The sequence below is a fragment of the Sulfitobacter sp. CB2047 genome, from assembly GCF_000735125.2.
Classification (GTDB): domain Bacteria; phylum Pseudomonadota; class Alphaproteobacteria; order Rhodobacterales; family Rhodobacteraceae; genus Sulfitobacter; species Sulfitobacter pontiacus.
On record NZ_CP072613.1, the window covers coordinates 2,710,196 to 2,734,973 of the forward strand.

Below are 24,778 nucleotides of genomic sequence, written 5' to 3' on the forward strand. Positions count from 1 at the left end.
TATGAAATTTCCAAGCATCCTTCTGGCGGCCGTCCTTGTCGCAACCCCGCAACTGGCCGCAGCCGACACCGCGTCGGTCAATATCGCGCTGATCACATGGGCTGACGAATGGATCGGCCCTGCCCTGTCCGAGCCGATGCGCGTGGCCGCGCAACAGGGCGGCCATTCGCCGCTGGCGATGTTCATGGGGGCCGATATCGTCGTGAAAGCGGTGATGTTCGGGCTGGCCATCGCCTCGGTTCTGGGTTGGGCCGTATGGGCGGGCAAGATCCTGCAGGTTTGCTGGGCCAACGCACGGCTGCGCCGGTCCTACCGCAAGCTTGCCAAGGCAGGTGCCGTCAAAGGCGCGCAGGCGAAGTCCTTTTCCGGCCCCATGCGCGCCATGATCCGCGCTGCTTTGGCCGAGATCGACATCTCTGACGGGTTGAACAAGGCGGGTATCAAGGAACGCGTCGCCTCCGAACTTTCGCGGATCGAGGCAGGGGCCGCGCGCGCGATGCAGTCTGGTGCGATGATCTTGGGATCCATCGGGTCGACAGCACCGTTCATCGGGCTTTTCGGCACGGTCTGGGGCATCATGAACAGCTTTATCGGCATCGCTGAAAGCGGCAGCACCAGCTTGACAGTCGTCGCCCCCGGTATCGCCGAAGCGCTGCTGGCCACCGCCATCGGTCTGGTCGCCGCGATCCCCGCCGTGCTGCTTTATAACCACATCACCCGCGTCGTCACCGGCTACCGCGCGCGTGTGGGGGATGCCGCGGCGCTGGTGGAGCGCTGCCTGTCGCGTGATCTGGACCGTGCAGAGCGTACCACCGACGTGCCCCATACCACCCCTGATATCGCCACCAAACTGGCAGCGGAGTAACCCCGATGGGCGTGCGACTCTCTGACGGCGGCGACGATCTTGCCCCCAATGCGGATATCAACATCACACCGTTTATCGACGTGATGCTGGTCCTGCTGATCATCTTTATGGTGGCGGCCCCGCTGTCTACCGTGGACGTCAACGTAGAGCTGCCGGTCGCCACCGGCAAACCCGCGCCGCGCCCCGATGATCCGGTCTTTGTCACCATCCATCAGGACCTCAGCCTGAGCGTGGGCGAGGAAGAGGTGTCTTTGGGGGATCTGAACATGCGGCTTGGCATCCTGACCCGTCTGGATCTGGGCACGCGCATCTATATCAATGCTGATCGTTCGGTTCCCTATGGCGAGGTGATGGCCGTGATGAACCGTATGCGCAGCGAAGGCTATCTGAAGATCGGCCTCGTCGGGCTTGAGGACGAGGGCGGGGCCGCCCCTTCGGCAGCAGGTGACGTGGCAACCGCTTCGCCTGCCCCCGCTGCGCAGGACGCCGCAGAATGAGCTTTGCCTACGCCCCGCGATATGGTGCCGGCTTGATGCTGGGGGCCGGGCTGAGCATCGGCGTGCATGGCGCGCTCGTGGCACTTTGGCTGACACAGGCCGCCGCCTACGAGCCACCGGAAGAAGCGGGCATTCAGGGCCGCGAGCTGATCGATCTGGCCGAGGTCGAGATGATCATGGCCGCGCCTGAAACCGACCTCCCCGACGGGCCACCCGCCGAGGATAGCCAAGCCACGCTCGAAAGCCCGGCCGAACGCGAGGAAGCCAAAGCGTCAAACGATCCGCTGCTGGCACAGATACCGCACACGCCGGACGACCCCGAACTGCAGTTCAAGATCGCCAACCCCGATCAGGAAGTCGACACCGACAAGGAGGCGACCGAAACGCCGACCGAGTTGCAGGAAGAGACCGAAAACGAGAACGCCGCGCAAAGCACGGCTGCCGCCCCCAAGGCAAGCGCAGGTCAGGACGAACAGGACCAAAGCGCGGCCAAGGAACAGGGGCTGACAGATGCCGAACGGGCAGAGATCACGGATTGGCAAAAGTCGCTGGTTCTGGCGTTGAATGCCGCCAAGGATTACCCCCGCCGCGCCCGCGAGGCCCGCGCCGAGGGGACCACAACCGTAGCCTTCACGCTGGATCAATACGGTCAGATCAAAGGCCGCGAGGTGTCCAAATCCTCCGGCTGGCCCGTGCTGGATCAGGCGGCGCTGGATATCTTTGACCGGCTGCAAACACTGCCGCGCCCGCCCTCTGCCATGGGTGCCGGCCCGTTCAATCTGGCAATCCCGATCAGCTATCGCTTTCGCTGATCGGGTCGCCGCCGAAGGCTGTGATCATATCGGGGGTGATGTCCGCAACTGTTGCGCAGCCGCATAGGGCCATCGTCACTTCCAGCTCGTCCCGCAAGCGACGCAACACCTGACTGGCCCCGCGTGCCCCGTCGACGATCAACCCGTGCATCACGGGGCGACCGACCAGCACAGCCTCGGCCCCAAGCGCCAGCGCCTTGAACACGTCGCTTCCGCGCCGGATCCCGCCATCCAGATAGACCGGCACATCCTGCCCCACCTCCTGCACCACGGCGGCCAACTGCGTGACGGGGGCCGGAACAGTATCGAGCACCCTGCCCCCGTGGTTTGACACGATGATCCCCGCAACACCGGCATCGACAAACCGCCGCGCATCCGTGGCACGCAGACAGCCTTTGATGATCACCGGAACGGGGCTGTCCGCAATCAGCCGCGTCAGGTCTGCCCATGTGGGGGCAAAGACCATCATCCCGTCGAACACCACGCTCTGCCCGTCTTGCAACTGCGGTCGCGGTGGTTGTGGCAGCGGGTCCAGCATCACGGGGCGCACGCCATCCGGCAGCGCAAAGCCCGCGGCAACCTCGCGGTCGCGCAGGCCGTTGATCGGGGCGTCAAGCGTCACCACCAGCGCCTCTGCCCCGCAGTCCACCGCGCGGTTGACCAATGTCATCGTGCTATCGTGATCCGCCTGCATATAAAGCTGGAACCAGCGTCGGCCGGGGATAGCGGCGATGTCTTCGGGCGCGGTGCTGGTCTGGCAGCTGACCACCATCACCGCCTCCTGCGCGGCAGCGGCCAGTGCCGTCGCAGTTTCGCCTTCGGTGTGGAACAGCCGTTGGAACGCCATCGGCGCGACCATGATCGGATGCGCCGCGGGCTGCCCCGATATCGTCGTGCGCGTATGGCCGCCTGCACAGTCAGCCAACAGGCGCGGCAACAATCCTATCCGGCCAAAGCTGGCGCGGTTCTGGCGCAGCGACAGCTCCCCTTCTGCGCCACCTTCAAGGTAGGCAAACACATCAGCGGCAAGGGTCGCGTGGGCGGAGGCTTCGAAATCTGATAAGGTCACAGGCATAACCCACAGATCGCGCAAAACGCCCGCCGCCACAAGCGACTTAAATACTCAGGTATATCGGTTAGACGCGTTGGACGTATTCCAGCATCGCGTCATCCACCTCGTCCCCGCATAGAACAGAGACTTCGCCCGTCGTCTCGAACACGGCGGCACGCACATCGCTCAGCCGCATGACGTTGGATTCGCGCAGCTTCTCCATCAGGTCACTGCGTGACACACGATTGACCCGCATCGCCTCTTCACAGATCTTGCCGTTCTCCATCAGATAGACCGGCGCGTTCTGGATGGTATGCAAAGCGGTTTCTGACCGACGGCGCAGATAGGACAGCGTGAACTGGAAAAGGAACAGGCAAGCGGTCGCGACCAAAGTCTGGAAGAAGGCTTTCCAATCCGACGCTTGCGCCGCCCCCGCCAGCAAAGAGCCGAAGGCGATGGTGGTCACAAAGTCGAAGTTCGTCATTTTGGAGAAGGAATTGAGCCCGACGATCCGAACCATGAGGATGATCCAGATCAGCGCCACACCGCTGAGCACGAAGCCGCGGGCCAGAACATCCAGTACCGTGTTGTCGAAAAACATATAATCCCTTCTTCTCTGGATTGATCAGGCGTCGGATCGACGCGCTTTCTCTTCTTTCTCGTCGCGTTGCTGAGCGCGCGATTTCGGCACGTCGCCCTCGCCTGCGGGCCACCCCTCGCGCTGCGCGCGGCGGTCGCCGTCGGTCGCTTCGGTCTGGTCGTGGAACAGATGCACCTGCGTTGGATAGGGCATATCGATCCCTTTTTCATCCAGCGCTTTATAGACTGCCTGCAGCACCGCCCCGAAGGTATGGATCTGCGACGCACGGTCCGACTTCGTCCACCACCGCAAGCGGACGATGTTGGCGGAATCGCCCAGTTCGACCGGTATCGTTTCGGGGGCTGGGTCGGTCTCTACACCCTCAACGCTGGCGCAGGCATCCTGCATGACCTTGCGCGCGGTATCCCAGTCGTCGCTGCAGCCGATGCCGATGTCATATTCCGACCGGCGCGTGTCAAAGGCGGTATTGACCACCACGCTGTCTGTATAAATGTCCGAATTCGGGATCACCACGCGGCGACCGTCATAGGTTTTGATCATCGTGGCGCGGGTCTCGATCTTTTCGACCGTGCCTTCATGCCCGCCCGACACGATCTGGTCGCCGACTTCAAAGGGCTGACGCAGCAGGATCAGGATACCTGCCAGCATGTTCTGCAAAATATCCTTGAACGCGAAGCCGATCGCGACAGAGCTGACGCCCAAACCGGCAATTAGATCCCCCGGTGTGACCGTCGGGGCGACGATGGTCACCGCCAGCATGAAGCCGATAATAGTCACGGCCCACCGCATCAGTGCCCCGCCCACGTCGCCCAAGTTCTCGCGTCCGCGGCGCCCGGCGGATTTGCGGATCAGCGCGCCGATGCCCATTCCCAGAAACCAGAACACCACGACCACAACCAGCGCGACGCCGATATTCGGGAGCAATCTGAAAAAGCCGTCCAACCAGCCGTCAAGTTTATCGAAAATCAGGCCGGGGTTGGCGTCGACTTCTTCCATGGGTTCTTCCTTACTCATTACTGAATCAGCGGGAGCACAAAAGGCCCGTTCTCACGTGGCTATTTGATCACATCCCCAAGACAAACGACCCGAAACAGCGGCGGGTTCCCGAAACACCCTTGGTATATGCGCTGCAAACACGTCCAAGGCCGCAAGCGCTTTGTGTGAAATGAGCAACAGCGCCATAATTCCGCCAGTTTCAGAAACCATTAACGATGGCAGAGAATTTCAAGAGATGCAGAGCGTACAACCCTCTGTGCAGGACTGAGTGACAGGGCAACGATGACAATTCCGCGCAAGCTAGCCTACTTTCAACTGTTTACCCTTTGCGTCTGCATCGGGCTTTCCTTTTTGTTCTTCTTTGTGGCGGGCAATACTGTGCAGGTCCAAGCGCAGGACAGGTTTCACGCGCTGGTCAGCCAAGGGTTGTCGTCAATGGGGCGGCGCGCCGACGAATACGGCAGGACGCTCGACGGTGTCGCGGGCTTTGTCGCTGCCTCTGACGAGGTGACGGCGCAGGATATGGAGACCTACGCTACGTCGGTCCATATTGCAGACGGTTCCTACGTGCTGGACGCCATCGGCTTTGCCGTCCCTGTGTATGACGAAACCGATGGCACGCTGAAGGATTTCGTGATCCAGCGCGCCACACCGACGGAAAACTTCGCCGGCATGGTCGGGACAGAGTTTTCAAGCAACTCAGATCTTCTGGCCACGGCCCTCGCCACCTATGCAAGCGGCAAGACGCTTTCGACAACCCCTGCGCTCCACGGTGAAAACTGCCATGCCCTGCTGATCAAACCGATTTTCCGCCCCGGCACCGCTTCTGACGGCACCCGCGATCCGGATGCGGCGTTTCTGGGCGTCGCCTTTGCGATGGTCGACGTGGACGAAATCTTTAGCGATCTCTTCGCCGCGCAAAATGACCTCATCACGCTGGATGTGTCCTTCTATGATGAGAATGGCACCCCGTTCCAGCACGATCCAACCGTCGCCAGCGATGCCCCCGCCCCGGCCTTTGAGTTTTCGCGTGACCATACGGGCTATGGCCAACGCATGACCCTGCACTGGGCCAGCACCCCGGCCTTCGAGGCCGCGCAACCGAACAACGCCAAATGGATCGTGCTGGCGCTGTCGCTGACCATCACGGCGCTGATCCTGATCATCCAGTCGGTGATCCTGAAACGTAATCTGACAATCAACCAGACGGTGGCCGACAAAACCCGCGAGCTTGAGACGCAGCACCAAGAGAAACGATCGATCCTCGAAAACGCGATGCTGCCGATTATCTCGGTCCGGCAATCGGGGGAAATCCTGCATCTGAACGATGCCGCGCGACAGCATCTGATCGCTGCCGGGCACCGCAAGGACGCGACGGGCGACTTCGTGCAAGACCTGCTCCCCGAGGTCGACATCCACCGCGCCGACGGCGGTGTGAAAGTCGTGGTGCCGCCCCACAAAGGTACGACAGAACCCCGCACACTTGAGGTCGAGAAGAACACCTGGCTTACCGCCGACGCAGAGACGCGTATCACCTTGATGCTGCGCGATATCACCGACAGCGAACGCCGCACGCTCAAGATCGCGGAAACCGAACAACGGTGGAGCCTCGCGCTCAGCAGTGCGCATATCGGGGTCTTTGACATTGATCTGGAAAATGGCACATCTGTGGTGTCGGACACATGGCGCGACATCATGCATCACCCCGCTGACCCCGCCTGTCAGAACCCTTATTACGATAAGATGCGGCATGTGCATCCCGACGATGCGGCGGTGGTCAAGAAGATCGAGCTCGCCTGTCTGAACGGGATGACCGACCGCGCCGAGGCCCGCTTTCGCATCCGCGTTGGTCAGGACAACTGGCGCTGGATCAAATCGGATGCGGTCGTGGTAGAGCGGGCGAAGAACGGGCGCGCCCTGCGGATGCTGGGTATCCAGATCGACATCACCGAAAGCAACAAGCTTGAACAGATGAAGCACGACTTTGTCGCCACCGTCAGCCACGAACTGCGCACGCCGCTGACCTCTATCAAGGGGGCGTTGGGGCTGCTTGAGGCCCAGACACAGGACGATCCGGATGCCGGCGCGGTGCGTCTGGTGCAGATCGCCACGGCCAACTGCGACCGGCTTGTCGCGCTGGTCAATGACATTCTGGACATGGAAAAGATCAACGCAGGCAGCATGACCGTTGTGGCGAAACCGGAGAAGCTGGGCGATATCGTCACCCTCGCCGCCGAGCAGGTAGAGCCTTATGCCAGCGAATGGAAGGTCGAGATCGACGTAGACACGCCCGATCCCGATCACCATGTGCTGACCGACAAGAACCGCATCATGCAGGTGCTGACCAACCTCTTGTCCAACGCCTGCAAGTTCGCCTACCCCGAAACCGCCGTGACAGTGACCACAGCGCCAGTGGGCGACATGACCAAAATCTCTGTCACCAATCTGGGTAATGGTATTTCGGAGGAGTTCCGCGAACGCATCTTCCAGCCGTTCTCGCAGGCCGAGGCATCGAACACGCGCCAGCGCGGTGGCACCGGGCTTGGGCTCAATATCTCGCGCCATCTGGTAGAGGCCATGGGCGGGGAGATCGGGTTCGACAGTGTGCCGGGGGAGGAAACCGTGTTCTGGTTCACCTGCCCCTCGACCGAAGACCCCGACGTGGCGATGGTGGCCTAAAGCGCCAGATCAGCGATCAGCATATCCTTGGTGTAATCGGCCTTCAGCTTGCGCGGCCCGTTGCGCCCGCCTTCGACCACGATAAAGCTGTCGCCCAGCGCATAGGCGAAATCGGCATTCTGTTCGACCAATACAATTGCCATCTCGCCCTGGGTGCGCAGCAACCGCAGCGCATCCCCGATCTGCTGGATCACATTGGGCTGGATACCTTCAGTCGGTTCGTCCAGCAACAAGACCCGCGGTCGCGTGATCAGAGCCCGCGCGATGGCAAGCTGCTGCTGCTGCCCGCCCGATAGATCCCCCCCGCGCCGCGCTTTCATGTCCCGCAAGACAGGGAACAGATCGTAAATGTGATCGGGAATGTGGTGGTCGGTCTTGGGCAGGCAGGCAAACCCCGTCTCTAGGTTCTCCTCCACCGTCATCATCGGGAACACCTCGCGCCCCTGCGGCACATAGGCAATGCCCGCATTCGCCGCCTGAAAGGCTGTGGTCAAACGCACGGGAGTTCCATCAACGGTGATCGTGCCCGCCGACGCCGGATGCCGCCCGGCAATCGCCTTGAGGGTGGAGGTCTTGCCGACCCCGTTGTTGCCGATCAAGGTCGTGATCTGCCCCTTGGGGGCCTGAAAGGACACCTCGTAAAGAATGCGGCTTTGACCATAGTGCAGGTCCAGATTTTCAACTTCAAGCATGGCCGCGCCCCAGATAAACTTCGATCACTTTCGGGTTGGATGTCACGTGGTCAAGACTGCCTTCGGCCAGCACCGATCCTTCGTGCAGCACCGTGACCTTGCAGTCGAGCCTGCGCACGAATTCCATGTCATGTTCGACCACTACCACGGCGCGGGTCTTGGCGGCACGTTTCAGAATATCGGTGGTCTTTTCGCGTTCCTCAACCGTCATGCCGGCGGCGGGTTCGTCGACCAGCAGCAGGCGCGGCTCCTGCGCCAGTAGCATGCCGATCTCAAGCCATTGCTTCTGGCCGTGGCTCAACTCGCCGGCGATGCGGGTCAGGCTGTCGGTCAGGCCGATCTCTGCCGCGATGCCTTCGATCCGCGCAGCGTTGGACGGGGTCTTGCGGTGCAGCAGGACGGCCAGCGGCCCCCTCGGGTTCTTCAGCGCCATCGCAAGGTTTTGCCGCACGGTCTGCGCCTCGAACACGGTGGGTTTCTGAAACTTGCGCCCCACCCCTTCGTTCGCGATATCCGCCTCTGACATACCAAGCAGCGATATATTCCGCTCCCCCCAGACGACATGGCCGCTGTCGGGGCGCGTCTTGCCGGTGATGATGTCCATAAAGGTGGTCTTGCCCGCCCCATTCGGCCCGATCACAGCGCGCAGTTCCGGCTCTGCGATCTGGATCGACAGGTTGTTGATCGCCTTGAACCCGTCAAAGGATTTCGACACGCCGGAGACTTCTAACAGGGTATCGTTCATGACGGTTTCCTCACCAGATAATCAAACAGGCCGCCGATCCCCTTGGGGAAGAACAAGGTGACGCAAACAAAGGATACGCCAAGCAGTACCAGCCACCAGTCGGTCCATAGGATCGTATAGAACCCCAGATTGATGGCAGGGGCACCGCCGCCCGTGAACCAGCTGGACAGCAAGGATACGAATGCCGCCCCGATCACCGCGCCGTAAAGCCGCCCGCGCCCGCCAATCGCGACCCAGACCGCCAGATAGATCGATGCAATCGGCGCGATCTCTGCCGGGTTGATGATGCCGGCCTGCGGGTAATAAAGCGCCCCGGCGATACCGGCGATCACGGCGGTCAGGGTAAAGATAAACAGCTTGTAGCGTTCCACACGGTAGCCAAGGAAGCGGACGCGGGCCTCGTTATCGCGGATGCCTTGCACCACGCTGCCCATCTTGCCCGATACCACCCATGCAAACAGGATATACCCAAGCGCCAGCGCCAGCGCCGACCCCATAAAGAACACAAGGCTGATGGTCGCCTGCGAGGTGTCTTCGTACCCCGGAATATTCTGCAAACCGGAAAGCCCGTTATTGCCGCGCAGACCACTGTCGTTCTGGAACAGCCACAGCGACAGCGCCAGCGTCATCGCCTGCGTCAGGATCGACAGGTAAACGCCCGTGACACGGCTGCGGAACGCCAGCCAGCCAAAGACCAGCGCCAGCAGCCCCGGCACAACCACCACCATCAACAGTTGCAGGAACAGACTGTCGGAAAAGGCCCAGAGCCACGGAAAGTCAGAGCTGCCAACGACGCCGAAGATCTGGTTGCCGATGGCGTCCTGCACCTCTTGCGGTGTGGGCGGGATCACCTGACCTTCAAGGCTTGCTAATACGATGCCTTCGGTGCGTGCATACATCAGCCACATGCCGATGGCGTAACCGCCGATGCCGAAGAAAGCGAAATGACCGAGGCTCAGGATACCGCAGTAGCCCCAGACCACATCCATCGCGATGGCGATCAGACACAGGCACAGCGTTTTGCCCAATGTCTTGACCATAGAGGTAGAGATAAGGCCGGTGCCCGTCGCCTCTGACCCGATGGCGACCGCGAGGGTAAACAGCCCCAACAGCGCAATGAACCACAGGACAGAAGGGTTTTCAGAAATGAATGTTTTACGCATGGATCAATCCGCCGCTGCCCGACCCTTTTGGGCAACAATGCCCTTGGGACGGAATTGAATGAACAGGATGATGAACAGCACCATATAGGTCTGTGCCGCGAGGGTATTGGACGGGTTGAACCATTCTATCCCCTTTTGCAGGAACCCGATAAGCGAGGCCCCGGCCAGCGTGCCCCAGACGTTACCAACGCCGCCCACGACCACGGTCATGAAGGATTGCACGATGTAATCGGCCCCCATCTCGGACGTGACCTTGGCATAAAGCCCGATGGCCACCCCCGCGATCCCCGCGATGCCCGAGCCAAGGCCAAAGGTCATCATGTTGATGCGGTCGGGGTTGATACCCATACTGGCCGCCATACCGGGGTTCTGCGTCACGGCGCGCACCTCTAGCCCCAGTCGCGTGCGTTTCAGCACAAACAGGATCAGCCCCAGGAACAGCAGCGCCAACACGAAGATCGCGATGCGGATATAGCTGATCTGGATCACATCCGAGATCACCCACGCCCCGTCCAGCCAAGCCGGAGAGGTCAGCGGGCGTGCCTGCGTGCCAAAGATGTTCTTGGCCAGTTGCTGCAAAGCGATAGAGATGCCGAAAGTCGCCAGCAGCGTCTCTAGCGGACGGTGGTAGAGGTGCCGGATCACCAACCGCTCCATCACCACACCGGCGGCGAATGTGACCGCAAAGGCCAGCGGCAGGGCGATGATGATCGACAGCGTATAATCGGGCACGAACAGCTGCACGACATAGCCGGTATAGGCCCCCATCATGATAAACTCGCCATGGGCCATGTTGATGACCCCCATGACGCCAAAGGTGATGGCAAGGCCGATAGCAGCAAGGAAATAGATCGACGCGAGCGACAACGCGTCCAGCGTCAGGTCAACGGTTTGCGCGGCGGCGACGCGGGTCTCGATGCTGTCGAGCGCGGCCCGCGCGGCGTCTGTGACGGCGCTGTCGGGCTCGTCATACACCTCGTAGAACGTCATGCCCGCGATGGCATCTTGCTGGTCCCGCGCAGTCACCAGCGGTGGCACGGTGCCCGCAGCGGCGAGTGCGGCATAGGCGGTCGCACGCGCCGCATCGGTATTCAGCCGCGCTGTCGGGATGCCACCCACACGCCCGTTGACAACGTTCGCCGCCAAAGCGTCGCGGATCGCGGCAGGGGGCACAGGCGCCGGGGCCAGATCAGCCGCCACAAGCTGCGCATAGGCCGCATCGGGTGAAATATCCTCCCCCGGTGTCAGCACCCGCGCGACGTTGCCGGTGGGTGTTTCAGACGGCGTCGCTGTTTTGGTCGATAGAATCTGGTTCATCACCGCCCGCGCCTCGATCGAGGTATCGCTGGCCATTGACGTGATCGCGGCGATACGGTCGGCGGCTGTGTCGCCAAAACTGGCAGAGAGGAAGTTGGTCAACTGGATCTTGCGGGCCTTCAGCGCCGCATCTGTCTCTGCCTCGATCGAGGCGCGCAGGAAGGCCAGTTGGTCCGCCTCCGGGCGGCGGGCGATGGAATCGACCGCACTTTGACGGCGTGCAAGATCAGGGTCGGTCAGTTGGAACTGCACAAGCGCGGTGCCGATCAGGCGGCGCACACCGCCATTGGGTTTCAGCTGCGAAAACCCGCTTGCCGGTGCCGTGCTTTCCGCATCGCTGTCGATATCGCGCAAGGCCAGCGTGTCGCCTGTCTCGGTGCCGAAAAAGAACACACCATCCGCGTCGCGTTGCCAGACCCCTTTGTCCTGCCAGCGTTCAAGAAACGCGCTGACCTGCGGCGCACCGGAGGCAACCAGATCATCCAGCGCGACAGAGACAGAGCTGCGCGAGGGTTTGGCAATTTCATCGGCATGAGCTTGAAGCACGGGCTGCAAATCTTGCGCCTGTGCCGTTCCCACGATGCCCACCCAACAGAGGAGCATTAACAGGTGGCGGAACATAGGGAACCCTTGTGGTAAGTCTGGGAAATAAGGTGATGGGGCGGCCAGTCAGCCTGCCCGCCCCGGCGTTCAGGATCAGTAGTTAGAGGTCAGCTGAACGCAGGTTTCCGTTTCGGTGTTGTACATGCCGCATTCCAGATCTTTCCAATCGGAGGTGAGCACAGCGCTTTCGGGCAGGAAGTCTGTCCAGGCGTCGCCGGGCACCGGATCGGTCTGGCTGATGATGTCGAACTGACCGTCTGCCGTGATCTCGCCGATCAGCACGGGTTTGGACAGGTGGTGGTTCACCAGCATCTCGGCGGTGCCGCCGGTCAGGTTCGGGAAGGTCTGCCCGTACATCGCGCTGCGCACGGCATCGACATCGGTGGTGCCAGCCTGTTCAACCGCATTCACCCACATGTTGAAGCCGATGTAATGCGCCTCCATCGGGTCATTGGTCACGCGTTTGTCGTCGCCGATGGATGTTTTCCACTGTTCGATGAACTCAGCGTTTGCAGGGGTGTCTGCGGACATAAAGTAGTTCCACGCCGCCAGATGCCCGACAAGGTTCGATGTATCGAGCCCCGACAGCTCTTCCTCGCCCACCGAGAAGGCAACGACGGGGATATCATCCGCCGACACATCCGCCGCGGCGAGCTCTTTGTAGAAACCGATGTTCGCGTCCCCATTGATGGTCGACACAACGCCCACCTGCTTGCCGTCCTGGCCCAGTGCCACGACATCGCCCACGATCGTGGCCCAATCGGAATGGCCAAACGGGGTGTAGTTCACAAAGATGTCTTCTTCGGCAATGCCCTTGGACATCAGATAGGATTTCAGAATGTTATTGGTGGTACGCGGATAGACATAGTCGGTCCCGAGCAGGGCGAATTTCTCGACCCCCAGCTCTTCGAGGAAGTAATCAACCGCAGGGATCGCTTGCTGGTTGGGCGCGGCACCCGTGTAGAACACGTTCTTGGATGATTCCTCGCCCTCGTATTGCACGGGGTAGAACAGCAGGCCGTTCAGCTCTTCAATCACGGGCAGCACGGATTTGCGCGACACAGAGGTCCAGTTGCCAAAGATCACGTCGACCTCGTTCACGGTCAGCAACTCGCGCGCCTTCTCTGCGAACAAAGGCCAGTCGGAGGCAGGGTCAACCACGACCGCCTCAATTTCGCAGCCCAATACGCCGCCCTTTTCGTTCTGCGCGTCGATCAACATCAGCATGGTGTCTTTCAGCGTCGTCTCGGAAATCGCCATGGTCCCCGACAGCGAGTGTAGCACGCCGACCTTGACCGGATCGGCACAGTCCTGCGCCATCACCAGCGAGGTGGAGCCCATCAATGCAGCGGTCGCGCAGGCGGCGAGTTTGGTGAATGTTGTCATCTTCTATCCCCTGTTGGCGCTGCTACCCCGCGCGTCAGAACGCACTTTTCCGGGGCCCCCAAGCACGTTAGACAGGAGGCGCAGCATATTGTTGTGATCGTCGCATGGCTTGTTACATCTGCCAGGATCGCTTGCCGTGCGACGGTGTTGCCTGTGTCGGCACAAGGCCAAGATGCCTAGGGCAGTGGCGGAGTCGCTAGAAAAAATGGCATGTCACAGGACACGCCCCTAGCCGCGCCTCATTTTTTGGCACCAAAGATCGGGATCGCCTAAAATGTAACCGGCAGGCACACGGCTCCGGGGAAAGGCGCGCGCCAGCACCTTCGCCTTAGGGGGTGACGCGCGCGGCGGAGGTCGCCTGCCACGCCCGCAACATCGGCAGCGCACAAAGGGCGGCCCCGATGAGGAAGGACAGGCTGTAGCCCAAACCGGCCAGATCGTTCTGCGGCATGGCGATCAGAACGCCGCCAAAGAACAGCGCCACCCGCATCGGTAGCGCCCCACGGCCTTCAATCGGGCCGACAAGGCTGATGTAACCCTGCAGCGCCGCCGAAATCAGGGTCACTCCGATCATCGCACAGCTAAGCGCGACGACGACCTCCCACGCGGGGGCCTGACCAATCAACGCAGGGTTCAGCACAAAGAAGAAGGGCGCGATATAGATGACACCGCCAAGGCGCATCGCCTCGAACCCCGTGGCAATCGGGTTGGACACCGCCATGGTAGAGGCCGCAAAAGCGCCAAGCGCGACCGGAGGTGTGATGTAGCTGACCATGCCCCAGTAGAGAATGAACAGATGCACTGCCAGTTGGTTCAGCCCGCCGGCCTCAAGCGCGGGGGCCAGCACCACCGCAAGGAAGATATAGCAGGCGGTCACCGTCATCCCCATGCCAAAGATAAAGGCGGTGATCGCCCCCATCAGCAACAGGATCAACGTGCTGTCGCCGGCAAGAAACACCAGCTCGTTCACCAATGTGCCCGCCAGCCCCGTGGCCGAGAACGACCCGACGATCAGCCCGACCCCCAGCAGGATCGCGGTCAGTTCTGACAGCCCCATGCCGACACCGACGATCATATTGCCAAGGCGGCTCAGGTTCAGACGATGGCTGGCGCGGAACTGGTTCACCACCAACAGCAGCGCCGTCGCATAGAAGGGCGCAGAGGATTCCTGCCGCAGCCCGATCATCATATAGAGCAGCAGCGCGAAAACGAAGATATAGGGCCAGCCTTCGATCATCACCTGACGCAGCCGTGGCAGGTCGGGCTTGGGCAATCCGCGCAGCCCGCGTTTCGCGGAGTAGGCGTCGATCTGCGCGAAAAGCCCCCAGTAGAACAGAATGCTCGGAATGGCGGCGGCCAGCGCGATTTCGACATAGGGGCGTGACAGGAAGGACGCCATGACAAAGGCCGTCGCCCCCATGATCGGCGGCATCAATACCCCGCCAGTCGAGGCGCAGGCCTCTGTCGCGGCGGCGGTCTTGGCCGAAAATCCGGTCTTGCGCATCGCGGGGATCGACACCGCCCCCGTGGTCAAGACATTTGAGATGACAGAGCCGGACATCGACCCCATAAAGCCGCTGGCAAAGATAGACACTTTCGCCGCGCCCCCGCGGTAGCCGCCCACAAGGCCAAGCGCCAGATCATTGAAAAACTGCCCGCCGCCTGTCCGTTGCAGCACCGCGCCGAACAGGATGAAGCCGATGACAACACCGCCGAACGCCTTCATCGGAATGCCGAAAGAGCTTTCGGCGGAATAGATATGGTAGGACACCGTTTGCAGAAACGTGCTTTGAAAGCCCGAAAACGGGTCCGGCACGTGGCCCGCGAATGTCGGGTAAAAGGCAAAGAGCGTGACGATCAGGAACAGCACCAGACCGCCTGCCCGCCGCGTTGCCTCCAGGATCAGAAAGAAGAATATGACCGAGACATATTGCGCCGTTTCAGGGGCTGCATATTCCCACCCCTGCGACAGGTTCTGCTGCGCGGTCTGCGCCAGATAGCCCGTGGTCCCGACCGAAGCGGCAAACAGTACCCAGTCCAGCAGTGTTGGCTCCCCCCCCTTGCCGCCGCGGGCCTGAAAGATAAGGAACGTCAACGCTAGGAACATCCCCCCGAGGATATACAGATACCGCCCGTCGATCAGCACAATCCCGAAAAGCTGAAGGTTGAACAGCTGGTTGACCACCAGCACCAGCGACAGCAGCGTGGTGATCACCACGACCCAACGTGCCACCCCCGAGATCCGCTCCGCCGGGGTGGCACCGTCAATCGCCACCTCCTCGAACTTCGGCTGCGGGGCGCGCAATGTATCGGGATCGGTCATAAAAACGCTTTCATATTAGGGGGTACGGGCCGGTGAGCGGCACAGCAGGAACGGGCCGGCACCATGACCAGCCCGCCCCAAACTTTGAAAGGGTTCAGAAAACGACAGAGAACCCGCCGTCTGCCAAGGCCTTGCGGCGCGCCTCGGACCAGGCGGCTTCCCAGTCAGAGGGGTTGGATGCTTTCGTCGCTTCCCATGCCGCGGCCAGCGCTTCTTGGCGTTTCACAAGTTTGTCGTTATGCGCCTGCGCGGTGTCGGACCAAGCGCCCACTTCTTCGAAATAGCGGATCGCCCCTTCGTGGTAGGGCACCACCCATTCCATGTTCTGCTTGTCCAGCGCCCAGCCACCGATGCCGGGGGAATTGCCGTCATATTTCGGGAACAGCTCTACCATCGCCTTGGTCATATTATAGACCAACGCTTCGTCCGTGGCAGCAATCGAGGTCAGCACCGGATAGGCATAGCCCGCGCCCTGATAGCCGTCGGTCCCGTCGATGGTGGCCCCGACCTTGGCTTTGTTCAGCGTGAAGAAGGGGGCAATTTCCTGCATGCGGGCGAAACCCTCGGTGTCGTCGGGATCAATCGGCGGCCAGAACAGCCCGCGCGGCCCCGCTTCGGCCTCATATGCCTTGCCCGAATTGGTCGACGCAAAAGCCGCATCGACCTGCCCTTCGATCAGGCCGGTCCAGCTGGCCCCGAACCCCCCGAAATCAACCCGCTCCACATCGTCCCATGTCAAGCCGCCATAGGCCAGATAGGCTTCGGTGTTTACGTTCAACGCAGGGGCACCCACGATATAGGACACGCGCTTCCCCTTGAGGTCGGCATAGGTCTCGATCCCCAGATCGCCCGCGACACCGACCGCAAGGTTGATCGCGCCGCCGTTGTTCGCCAGCAGCACCCGGATCGGCTGCGGGCCCCAGTTTTCGGCTCCGAAATCAAACACACCTTCCTGCGCCATAAAACTACCGCCCACACCCGTGGCCGAGAATTCAACCCGCCCCTGGCGCAATGGCTCTGTGCGCGACACGTCGTTCTTGCCCGGCAGCACGCGCAAGTTCACCCCCGCCGCATCTTGCAACGCAGCACCGATTGCCACGGCCTGATTATAGCCCGCCGACCCGGTGTCATAGGCTGTCCAGCTCAGTTGACGCGGCAGGTCCAGATCCTGCGCGAACGCCATGGAAGCCGTGAACCCAAATGCCACGACCGTCGTCTTCAATACGTTCATATCTTTCCTCCCAGAAATTCCTGCGGCGCAAAACATTCGCGTTTGCGGCAAGGTTAGCGGCCCGTTTTCTTGTGAAACGTGGTTCCGCCCTGTGGAAAAGGATAAGAGCGCGCCTTTCCTTGAGTCAACAAAAGACCGCGAGAGGCGCGATTGCGCAGGGTGACGTCAATCAGAGGTAGAGCAGAGATGTTCTGACGCGGGAACACCCGCCTTGCGCGCCGCCGCCGTCAGTTGCGCCAATGTGCCTGCATCCAGCGGAATACCCTTGGCCGATCGCTCTGCCGTGCTGCGCCTTTCGGGGTCGCCGGGGAATTGCACCCCCGCCGTTCCGGGCGCTGCGGGGGATGCTTTTACCCAATCTGTATAGCGGTCCACATCCACACCAAAGCTTTGCGCAAGACCAAAGACATTCGGATCGATCAAGATCGCCATCATGTTGTTCACGATCCGGTCGGGCACCTCGCGCTCGGGCGCATAGGCCCCGCCCCCGCTGAACGATCCACCTAAGATATCCCCCAGCAAGGCAAGCCCGAACCCTTTATGCTGCCCGAAGGCCGTCAACGCCCCGCCCGCACCGTCAGATACCACCGACGGATCGCGCGTGGCATTACCCTGCGCATCAATCAACGCCCCTTCGGGCGCAGGATTGCCGCTAAGCTGAGCGACACGCGCCTTGCCCATGGCGATGGTACTGGTCGCCATATCCAGCACAAACATCGGATGCTTTTCGGTTGCCGGTATCGCCGTGCAGTAAGGGTTGGTGACAAACCGCGCATCACTGCCGCCGAACGGTGCCACGAGGGGGCGCGCGGACTGAACATTCGCGTAAAGGATGCAGATAAACCCCGCCTCCGCCGCCATGATGCCCCAGTCGCCCAACCGCCCAAGGTGGAAGCTGCTGCGCAAGGACAGCATCGCGAAATGGTGGGTCTGCGCGCGATCAATCGCCAGCGTCATCGCCTGCTCTGCCACGATATGGCCAAAGCCACGGTGGCCATCGACCAAGAGGAACGGCCCCTTGTCCTGCACCAGCTCGATATCGGCCGCAGCGTCCAACTGCCCTGCAAGAATACCGTCCACATAGGCGGGTATCATCCCCACCCCGTGGCTGTCATGCCCCGCCAGATTAGCCCCCACCAACCGCGCCGCAACCTTCGCCGCCCGCCCTGCATCCTTCCCTGCATACGCCAAAATTGCCGTCGCAAAATCCGTCAACCGCCCCGCATCAACCGCCATCGGTCTGTCCTCCCCCAAATATGCTGTCCACGCCGCCTCTCCCAAAGCGAACGCCCCCGATCGCAGCCTCGCGCCAAGAAGCGGAAACTGCAAGCCGGAGGGTCATCGGAAGCGGAAAGAGCCAACGTCGGCCTCTACGGCGGGGAAGTTTTCAACGGAGGGTTTAAACGGCGCCCAGGGGCAGCTTGGGTTTCCCCGTTGCGTTCCCGTTTGAGCAGGTTGAAGAAGCTCTCAGGCAAGTCTTTGTCCGCCATTGGTCCGAGGACAATGGACGCGCGCATTGAAGCTCCTATATTCGTCAAGCCTTGATCTGGGACGATTTTGGGACGCAAAGCTGGCTATAAATTTCGCGCACGATGTAGCGTTTTAGGCAACGAATAATCTCGCTCTTGCTCTTCCCGTCTTTTGTGCGTTTCTTGACATAAGCCAGTGTCGGTTCGTGGCTTCGCATCCTGACAATGGCAACACGATAGAGGGCAGCATTGGCCTGGCGATTGCCGCCCCGGTTCAGTCGGAACCGATGTGTTTTCCCACTCGATGCCGGAATGGGACAAACCCCGCAAAGCTTAGCGAAGGCAGCCTCTGATCGAATGCGTGTTGGATCATCGCCAACGAGGATCAGCATCTGTGCGACCGTCAAAGTGGCAATGCCGTGGGATGCCATTAACTCTGGTGCGCGTTCTGTGACAAGCCGTTCCAGTTCCTTATCGTGCGCAATAATCTCTTCGTGCAGCCACAGCCAACGACGCGCCAATGCACGCATGGCGGCTTTAGCAGAGGCCAATGGATTGTCGATATCACCAGGTCGAAAGGCGGCGATGTGCCGGATTAGTGCGATTTTCCCACGGATATGATTCAGTGCGTCGCGCAAATCGGCGGGTGCATTTATGATCAGTGTTTTCAGGGTGACCATTGCCTGCGAGCGCGATTTAACTGCGGTATCACGTGCAATCTTCAGATGGCGAATCATTTCTGATGACCCCGTCTGTGTCTTCGGTCGTGCCGTAGCTTGCCCAGAAAGAACGGAACGTGCGGCACCTTCCGCGTCCAAACTATCTGTCTTGCCCTGCGTGTATCGCAGTTGCCGATTTGGACGCGTGACCTCAATGACATTGTGGCCGTGGGCGAGCAACGATCGCGAAAGACCTGCGCCGTAAGAACCGGTGCCTTCAATCCCGAATGCCTGAACTTTCCCAAGAGACTGAGACCAACGCTCCAATTCTAAATACCCCTTCGGATTGGTTGGAATGGAGAGCGTCGCTAAGCGGGTGCCTTGCGTATCAATCGCCACAGCGACGTGGCTGGCCTTGTGCGTGTCGATGCCGATAATAACTGGGTGTGTGGTCTTCATGCTGCCCTCTTTGCTAAGAATGCCCAGGCACCGATCCGAGGGGACAGGACTGTGATGGGGCGTACCCGTCAGGCTCCTATAAGGTCACATCTCGCCCGTTGCCGGGGCGACTTGATGGTCGACACGTCAACGCAATGACACGCAGTCAATCGTAACATGGGTCAGGCCATCAAGCCGCAATACCATACTCACAGTCATGGCAATTCCCGCGCCTGCTCATCGAGTGTTCGATATTGTGGGCCCGCAGAAACGCCGCCCAGTCCTTGCTGGTGTATTGGCTGCCTTGATCCGTATCGATCAGGACGCGTCGCTTAGGTTTGCGTCGCCAGACAGCCATCAGAAGGGCTTGCAGCACGAGGTCTGTTGGTTGCTGCGATTGTGTCGCCCAGCCGATCACACGTCGTGAGTAGAGGTCGATGATAACCGCCAGATAGAGAAACCCCTCATAGGTTTTGATGTAAGTGATATCGGACACCCAGGCGGTGTCTGGCGCTGTGACATCAAACTGCCGGTCTAACGTGTTGTCGACGACGACTGACGGCCTTCCACCATACTTGCCCAGCTTACGTTTGTACCCGATCTCTGCGCGGATCCCGGCCACACGGGCCAACTCACGCTTGAGCCTGCGGCTCTCAGCTTCGTGGTCAACAGATGATGTCTGTGACGCAGCTTTGGCGTAGAGCTTCATCCATTTGTAGAGCGAGTATGTACTAACGCCCAACCGTTCCGAAACCTCGCGAACGGCATACCCCCGCACTGTTATCTGATGGACTGCATCGCGCTTGAAATCTTCACTGAAATTTGGCTTCCCATAACGGCTTCCTTGCCTCAAAGTTAGGGAAGAAAGCGTCTACAAATCTAGGGGCTGTTCAGTTTCCAACTTGGCGAGGCGGGCGCTTGCCACTGTAGGTGCAAGGCCAAGTTCACGACCCGCAGCGCTAATATTGAGCCGCTCTGCTGCCATTACAAATAATCGCAGGTGATCGGTGTCCATCGATTATACCCAAAATCAAGAAAGTGAACTCCACTCTCGGCAGTTTATTGCGCGAAAAACAAGGTATAAATTCGCATCCTAAGGATGACATCAACTCAAGGCTTTTGCGGTAATCCGCCGAGCAGACTGGCCCGATCATGATGGAAAGGAGGCTCTGATGACACAGACCGGAACCGTAAACTATCACGTCCACAAGCCGTTTCGGCAGGCGTTCGAAATTGATGTGGATGGCATTGCTGGCAACCTCATCGAGCCGGAGTTTTTCGCTGCCAAGATCGCAGTGAAGGATCAACGGAACTGCGAGGCCACCACGGATTTTGCAGAGGATGGCTTTGCTTTTGCCAACTCCCCAACGGCTATATTGGATTTCAAAGGTGGCAATTGGCAAAGCCGATATGATGCCGAACTGGCCGATCTATTGGAACAGGAAGTTGGCGCAAAAGAGGTGATCACCTTTGATCATACAGTCCGCATCGATGATCCGCAGGCCAAGCGCCGCCCGGCCCGCCACGTCCACAGCGATTATAGCCGCGAGGGTGCGGAAAGGCGTCTTGTGGATATTCTGGGCCCTGGACAGGCCGATGAATGGGCGCAGGGTCATTATGCCTTTATCAACGTCTGGCGCCCGATCGCGAACCCGATCAATTCGGCTCCGCTTGGCTTCATTCGGCCGTCGACGGTCAGAGACGCAGATTGGATCGTGATTGACTTGATCTACCCCGATCGCAAGGGCCAGGTGATGGGGTTGGCAAAAGACGACGCGCACGAATGGGTTTACCGCTCACGGATGACGCCTGACGAGGTCGCGTTTTTCAACATCTACGACAATTCCGGCCGCCCCTGCGTTGGCCACAGTGCGATTGATCTGGTCGAGGACCCGACAGTCACGGCGCCCCGCCAAAGCATCGAGAGCCGTACGTTGGTTCGCTATTAAAGAGCGCCCAGCCGCGCCTTGCACACCTGAGGAGACATTCACATGACCAAGACAATTCTTATCACCGGCGCGACGGACGGGATCGGCCTTTTGACAGCCAAGACGCTGACTGCTGAGGGCCACAACGTCCTGTTGCACGGGCGCAGCGCGGACAAGTTGGAAGCCGCGGCACGCGAGGTCGGGGGCGATCCGGAAACCTACCGCGCTGACCTTTCGCTGCTGGAGGATGTTAACGCCTTGGTGGCAGATGTCCGTGCCAAACATGACACCCTGGATGTGTTGATCAACAATGCCGGGGTTCTGAAGGTTCCCAACACACAGACAGACAGCGGGCTGGACGTGCGTTTCATGGTCAACACAATCGCGCCCTGGGCTTTGACCGTTGGTCTGCTGCCGATCATTCCAAAAGACGGTCGCGTGGTGAGCCTTTCCTCAGCTGCACAAGCCCCTGTCGACATCGACGCCCTGCGTGGCGAACAGCAGCTTGGCCACAGCGAAGCCTACGCACAAAGCAAGTTGGCGCTGACAATCTGGTCGCAGGAATTGGCGCGCGAACACCCCGAAGGGCCGATGTTTGTCTCGGTCAACCCGGGGTCTCTTCTTGCCACAAAAATGGTTAAGGAATCCTATGGAATGGCGGGCAATGACCTGCGGATCGGGGCGGACATCCTGCGCCGTGCGGCAGTGTCCGAGGAATTTGCCAATGCCTCGGGGCAGTATTACGACAACGACGCAGGACGCATCGCACGGCCCCATCCCGCCGCCGCCGACCGCGCACATGTCGCGCAACTGATGGCGGCTATTCGCGAGCTGGCTGGCACCTGAGGCGTCCCAAAACGTTTGCCGATCAAGGGGATTGCGCATTAAGCTAAGAGTCGGGAGGAGACGTGATGAGAGGTTTCATTACCTCAAATCAAACGGATGCGATTGCCGCATCCTGGGACCGGTGTGCGCGGCAGTATAACCTGCGGCACGATACCGGGCGGCCTATCATGCGCCTCCAATCCTCCGAAGTTGCCCCCCGACTTGAACAGATTGTCGAGAGCACCGGCGGCAGGCAGGGCTTCTTTCAACATCTCGCTTCGGTCGCGGGCGAAATCGGTCATTGTCTGGTTGTCACCGACGCCGATGGCGTCTCTGTTCGGATTGAGCATAGCGGGGCGACGAGTGGCTCTGACGGATGGAACGGCATCGCTCTTGGGTCATGTTGGGACGAACGCGTGGCCGGTACAAACGGCGTATCCATGGCCTTGCGGACGGGCCACGCAATCACTGTGCGCGGTGCGGATCATTACTTTTCGACGCTCAGACAGTTCGCCTGTACCGGCGTTCCGGTGCTGGATGCCAGCGGGGGGATGATTGGTGCAATCAATCTTGTCTCTGTCGATCGGGGCAATCGCGCGGATTATCTGTTTGGGCAGCAGCTGTTGGCAAATACTGCGCATCGCATTCAGCGCAACCTGTTTGAAAAGGAATTCAACGACGCGATGCTTGTGACGGTCTCGCGTGTGGGGCGTGATCACGTCCTCTCCGAAGATGCACTGGTCGCCGTGAACGAGGCAGGGATGATTATCGGTGCCACTTCGACCGTTTCCGCCTGCCTTGACGGTGCAAACGCTGCATCGCTGAGAGGTCAGGCGTTCGAGGCGATCTTTCACGTCGACAGCAATCGGCTGGTGAATGTGCCCGAGAGGGTACTTTCGATTCCAGCCAATCATGGGGCCGCCGTGAACCTGACGGTTGCTGTGCCAAAGACCGCCGCACCCCAACGGGTGTCCAAGCCGCTGCCGCCCAGCCCTGCGCGCAAACCGCGCTTGCCGCCATCGCTACAGCAGTTGGCGACCGGAAGTCATAGCATGGCTGCCGCCTGTCGCCGTGCGCGAACCATGTTGGAAGACACAGCCATGCTGCATCTGGAAGGCGAAACCGGAACCGGGAAATCCGCGCTTGTGGCCGCATTGCTGCAAACCGATGCCCCTGACGCACCGGTTTTCGATCTGGATTGTGCGACGCTTGGCGAGAGTGACGCCGACACAGACCATTTGCGCAGGGTCATTGAGCAAGCCCGCGTCGTTTCAAGAATGTCCTATGGCAAGGGCGTCCGCGCGACCTTGGTGTTTGACAATGTGGACGAGTTGCCGCGCGCTTCGCAGGCAGAGCTGCGACGTTTCCTGAATGAACAGGAAGAACACCGCCACCAAACGGATGACCATGGGCATGACAGCCGCCTGCGTGTGGTTTCCACCAGCCGCAAATCTTTGATAGACGCCGTCAACGCGGGGCATTTCAGAGACGACCTATTTTATCTTCTAACAGGCTCAAAGGTCTTCCTGCCCCCCCTCCGAAGGCGTGAACATCCCGAGGTTCTGGCACAGGCCCTGTGCGCGCAGCTGACCGGTTGCAACGTCACCTTCAGTGCCGAGGCCAAAGATGCGCTTTGTCGCCTACCCTTCCATGGCAATGTCCGCGAAATGCGCGGCGCGCTTCAAAACGCATTGGCAACGGCACAGGACAACCGGATCAACCTGCTTGATTTGCAACAAGCCTGTGTTGGCGCTCCTCTGGCCTCTGCGATACCGGAACCGGTTTGCGCCATTGTACCCGCCAGTCCGGTAACCGTCTATGACGAACGCAGCATGATCCTTGATGCGCTCAGCAACAGTCGGTGGAATGTCAGCGAAGCTGCTCGCGTACTTGGCATGGGGCGCGCAACGATTAACCGGAAACTGAAAATGTACGAGATCCGGCGGCCGACCTGAAGCAGGCCGGCCCACCGTCGCGTAAAGAAGGACCGCCTGTCGAAGGCGACCGGAGCGCGTTGCTCTGTCATTTCGACGAGCCTCACGCGCGAGGTGTGATAGAGTACAGATCACAATCACATTGTGGGTTTATTTGACTTTTCTTGGCGTCCTCACAGGCCGTCGGCAGGAGCGGAATTCGCAAGGACGCCGCTGGGTATCTTAGGGTTCTCAGGCAAGTTCGTCCTTGCCGTCGATGATGAAATGAACGCTGGTCGATCCCTTGTGGCGGGCCTCGAGATAGGGCGCGTAGTCCGGATCATTCACGAAGTCGCGGACGGCTTGCGCATCCGGCCATTCAAGGATCACGCGCAGGGCTGCGGGCTGGTCTTCGCCCTCGACCTGTTCGTGGCTGGTTGTGCGCGCAATATACTTGCCGCCATGTTTGGCGATGATCTTGCCGACCGGCTCGATATAGCCGGGTATCCAGCTGTCGTCGGTGGGTGTCACGGCCAGAACTGAATAGGCTGTCATGGGTTGGTTCCTCCTCTTTGGTATCGATTA

General features: G+C 60.3%; 20 protein-coding genes and 2 pseudogenes. 7 read left to right on the plus strand and 15 right to left on the minus strand.

Going from position 1 to position 24,778, the window contains the following annotated elements:
- The first annotated feature begins 1 nt into the window (after position 1).
- From exbB to IV89_RS13335, 3 genes are read left to right on the plus strand one after another with little or no spacing between them, the layout of a single operon-like run.
- On the plus strand, positions 2-865 hold the full coding sequence (gene exbB / locus IV89_RS13325) for a tonB-system energizer ExbB (protein WP_051843917.1): 864 nt from the start codon (positions 2-4) through the stop codon (positions 863-865).
- A 5-nt stretch (positions 866-870) separates the two neighbouring features.
- Complete coding sequence (gene exbD / locus IV89_RS13330) at positions 871-1,362, plus strand: TonB system transport protein ExbD (RefSeq protein ID WP_037943520.1); 492 nt, start codon at positions 871-873, stop codon at positions 1,360-1,362.
- Positions 1,359-2,174, plus strand: a complete 816-nt coding sequence (locus IV89_RS13335; protein ID WP_037943519.1) for an energy transducer TonB — start codon at positions 1,359-1,361, stop codon at positions 2,172-2,174. Before exbD ends, IV89_RS13335 begins: the two co-directional genes overlap by 4 nt.
- Here the strand turns inward: IV89_RS13335 and IV89_RS13340 are convergent.
- From IV89_RS13340 to IV89_RS13350, 3 genes are all read right to left on the minus strand, one after another.
- Entirely contained in the window at positions 2,155-3,249 is a 1,095-nt protein-coding gene (locus IV89_RS13340) for an alpha-hydroxy acid oxidase (protein WP_051843987.1), read from the minus strand. The two genes, IV89_RS13335 and IV89_RS13340, sit on opposite strands and share 20 nt — an antisense overlap.
- A 61-nt stretch (positions 3,250-3,310) precedes the next feature.
- Complete coding sequence (locus IV89_RS13345; protein WP_037943516.1) at positions 3,311-3,826, minus strand: YetF domain-containing protein; 516 nt, start codon at positions 3,824-3,826, stop codon at positions 3,311-3,313.
- A gap of 24 nt (positions 3,827-3,850) precedes the next feature.
- Positions 3,851-4,822 carry a mechanosensitive ion channel family protein gene (locus IV89_RS13350; protein ID WP_037943515.1) on the minus strand — a complete coding sequence of 324 codons (972 nt, stop codon included), beginning with the start codon at positions 4,820-4,822 and terminating at the stop codon, positions 3,851-3,853.
- A 282-nt stretch (positions 4,823-5,104) separates the two neighbouring features.
- On the opposite strand from IV89_RS13350, the gene IV89_RS13355 reads away from it, so the two are divergent.
- A complete protein-coding gene (locus IV89_RS13355) occupies positions 5,105-7,501 on the plus strand; it encodes a PAS domain-containing sensor histidine kinase (RefSeq protein ID WP_037943513.1) in 2,397 nt (798 codons plus the stop codon).
- Here IV89_RS13355 and urtE read toward each other — a convergent pair.
- The 11 genes and pseudogenes from urtE to IV89_RS13410 all read right to left on the minus strand — a co-directional run.
- A complete protein-coding gene (urtE, locus tag IV89_RS13360; RefSeq protein WP_037943508.1) occupies positions 7,498-8,193 on the minus strand; it encodes an urea ABC transporter ATP-binding subunit UrtE in 696 nt (231 codons plus the stop codon). The two genes, IV89_RS13355 and urtE, sit on opposite strands and share 4 nt — an antisense overlap.
- Positions 8,186-8,938, minus strand: a complete 753-nt coding sequence (urtD, locus tag IV89_RS13365) for an urea ABC transporter ATP-binding protein UrtD (RefSeq protein ID WP_037943507.1) — start codon at positions 8,936-8,938, stop codon at positions 8,186-8,188. Before urtD ends, urtE begins: the two co-directional genes overlap by 8 nt.
- A complete protein-coding gene (gene urtC / locus IV89_RS13370) occupies positions 8,935-10,101 on the minus strand; it encodes an urea ABC transporter permease subunit UrtC (RefSeq protein ID WP_037943503.1) in 1,167 nt (388 codons plus the stop codon). Before urtC ends, urtD begins: the two co-directional genes overlap by 4 nt.
- Positions 10,102-10,104: 3 nt before the next feature.
- Positions 10,105-12,039: an urea ABC transporter permease subunit UrtB gene (urtB, locus tag IV89_RS13375; RefSeq protein ID WP_037943502.1), complete on the minus strand. Its 1,935-nt coding sequence runs from the start codon at positions 12,037-12,039 to the stop codon at positions 10,105-10,107.
- Between the two features lie 75 nt (positions 12,040-12,114).
- Positions 12,115-13,407, minus strand: a complete 1,293-nt coding sequence (urtA, locus tag IV89_RS13380) for an urea ABC transporter substrate-binding protein (RefSeq protein WP_005851848.1) — start codon at positions 13,405-13,407, stop codon at positions 12,115-12,117.
- A gap of 328 nt (positions 13,408-13,735) precedes the next feature.
- Positions 13,736-15,730 carry a TRAP transporter fused permease subunit gene (locus IV89_RS13385; protein WP_037943501.1) on the minus strand — a complete coding sequence of 665 codons (1,995 nt, stop codon included), beginning with the start codon at positions 15,728-15,730 and terminating at the stop codon, positions 13,736-13,738.
- Between the two features lie 94 nt (positions 15,731-15,824).
- The gene (locus tag IV89_RS13390) at positions 15,825-16,961 is read right to left on the minus strand and encodes a TAXI family TRAP transporter solute-binding subunit (RefSeq protein ID WP_037943500.1); all 1,137 of its coding nucleotides are present in this window, start codon (positions 16,959-16,961) and stop codon (positions 15,825-15,827) included.
- Between the two features lie 165 nt (positions 16,962-17,126).
- The gene (locus IV89_RS13395; protein WP_037943498.1) at positions 17,127-18,197 is read right to left on the minus strand and encodes a malate/lactate/ureidoglycolate dehydrogenase; all 1,071 of its coding nucleotides are present in this window, start codon (positions 18,195-18,197) and stop codon (positions 17,127-17,129) included.
- Between the two features lie 298 nt (positions 18,198-18,495).
- Positions 18,496-19,548: an IS110 family transposase gene (locus tag IV89_RS13400; protein WP_037943496.1), complete on the minus strand. Its 1,053-nt coding sequence runs from the start codon at positions 19,546-19,548 to the stop codon at positions 18,496-18,498.
- 193 nt (positions 19,549-19,741) lie between these two features.
- Positions 19,742-20,380: pseudogene (locus IV89_RS13405) on the minus strand (IS3 family transposase); the annotation flags it as partial.
- Between the two features lie 36 nt (positions 20,381-20,416).
- Positions 20,417-20,542 (minus strand): annotated as a pseudogene (locus IV89_RS13410) (LysR family transcriptional regulator); the annotation flags it as partial.
- 157 nt (positions 20,543-20,699) lie between these two features.
- On the opposite strand from IV89_RS13410, the gene IV89_RS13415 reads away from it, so the two are divergent.
- The 3 genes from IV89_RS13415 (at position 20,700) to IV89_RS13425 (ending at position 24,235) form a co-directional block, all read left to right on the plus strand.
- Positions 20,700-21,476 carry a CmcJ/NvfI family oxidoreductase gene (locus tag IV89_RS13415; RefSeq protein ID WP_037943495.1) on the plus strand — a complete coding sequence of 259 codons (777 nt, stop codon included), beginning with the start codon at positions 20,700-20,702 and terminating at the stop codon, positions 21,474-21,476.
- Between the two features lie 42 nt (positions 21,477-21,518).
- The gene (locus IV89_RS13420) at positions 21,519-22,301 is read left to right on the plus strand and encodes an SDR family NAD(P)-dependent oxidoreductase (protein ID WP_037943494.1); all 783 of its coding nucleotides are present in this window, start codon (positions 21,519-21,521) and stop codon (positions 22,299-22,301) included.
- Positions 22,302-22,468: 167 nt separating this feature from the next.
- Entirely contained in the window at positions 22,469-24,235 is a 1,767-nt protein-coding gene (locus IV89_RS13425; RefSeq protein WP_160171651.1) for a sigma 54-interacting transcriptional regulator, read from the plus strand.
- Positions 24,236-24,445: 210 nt separating this feature from the next.
- Here IV89_RS13425 and IV89_RS13430 read toward each other — a convergent pair whose 3' ends face one another.
- Entirely contained in the window at positions 24,446-24,748 is a 303-nt protein-coding gene (locus IV89_RS13430) for a DUF1330 domain-containing protein (RefSeq protein ID WP_037943490.1), read from the minus strand.
- Between the last annotated feature and the right edge of the window lie 30 nt (positions 24,749-24,778).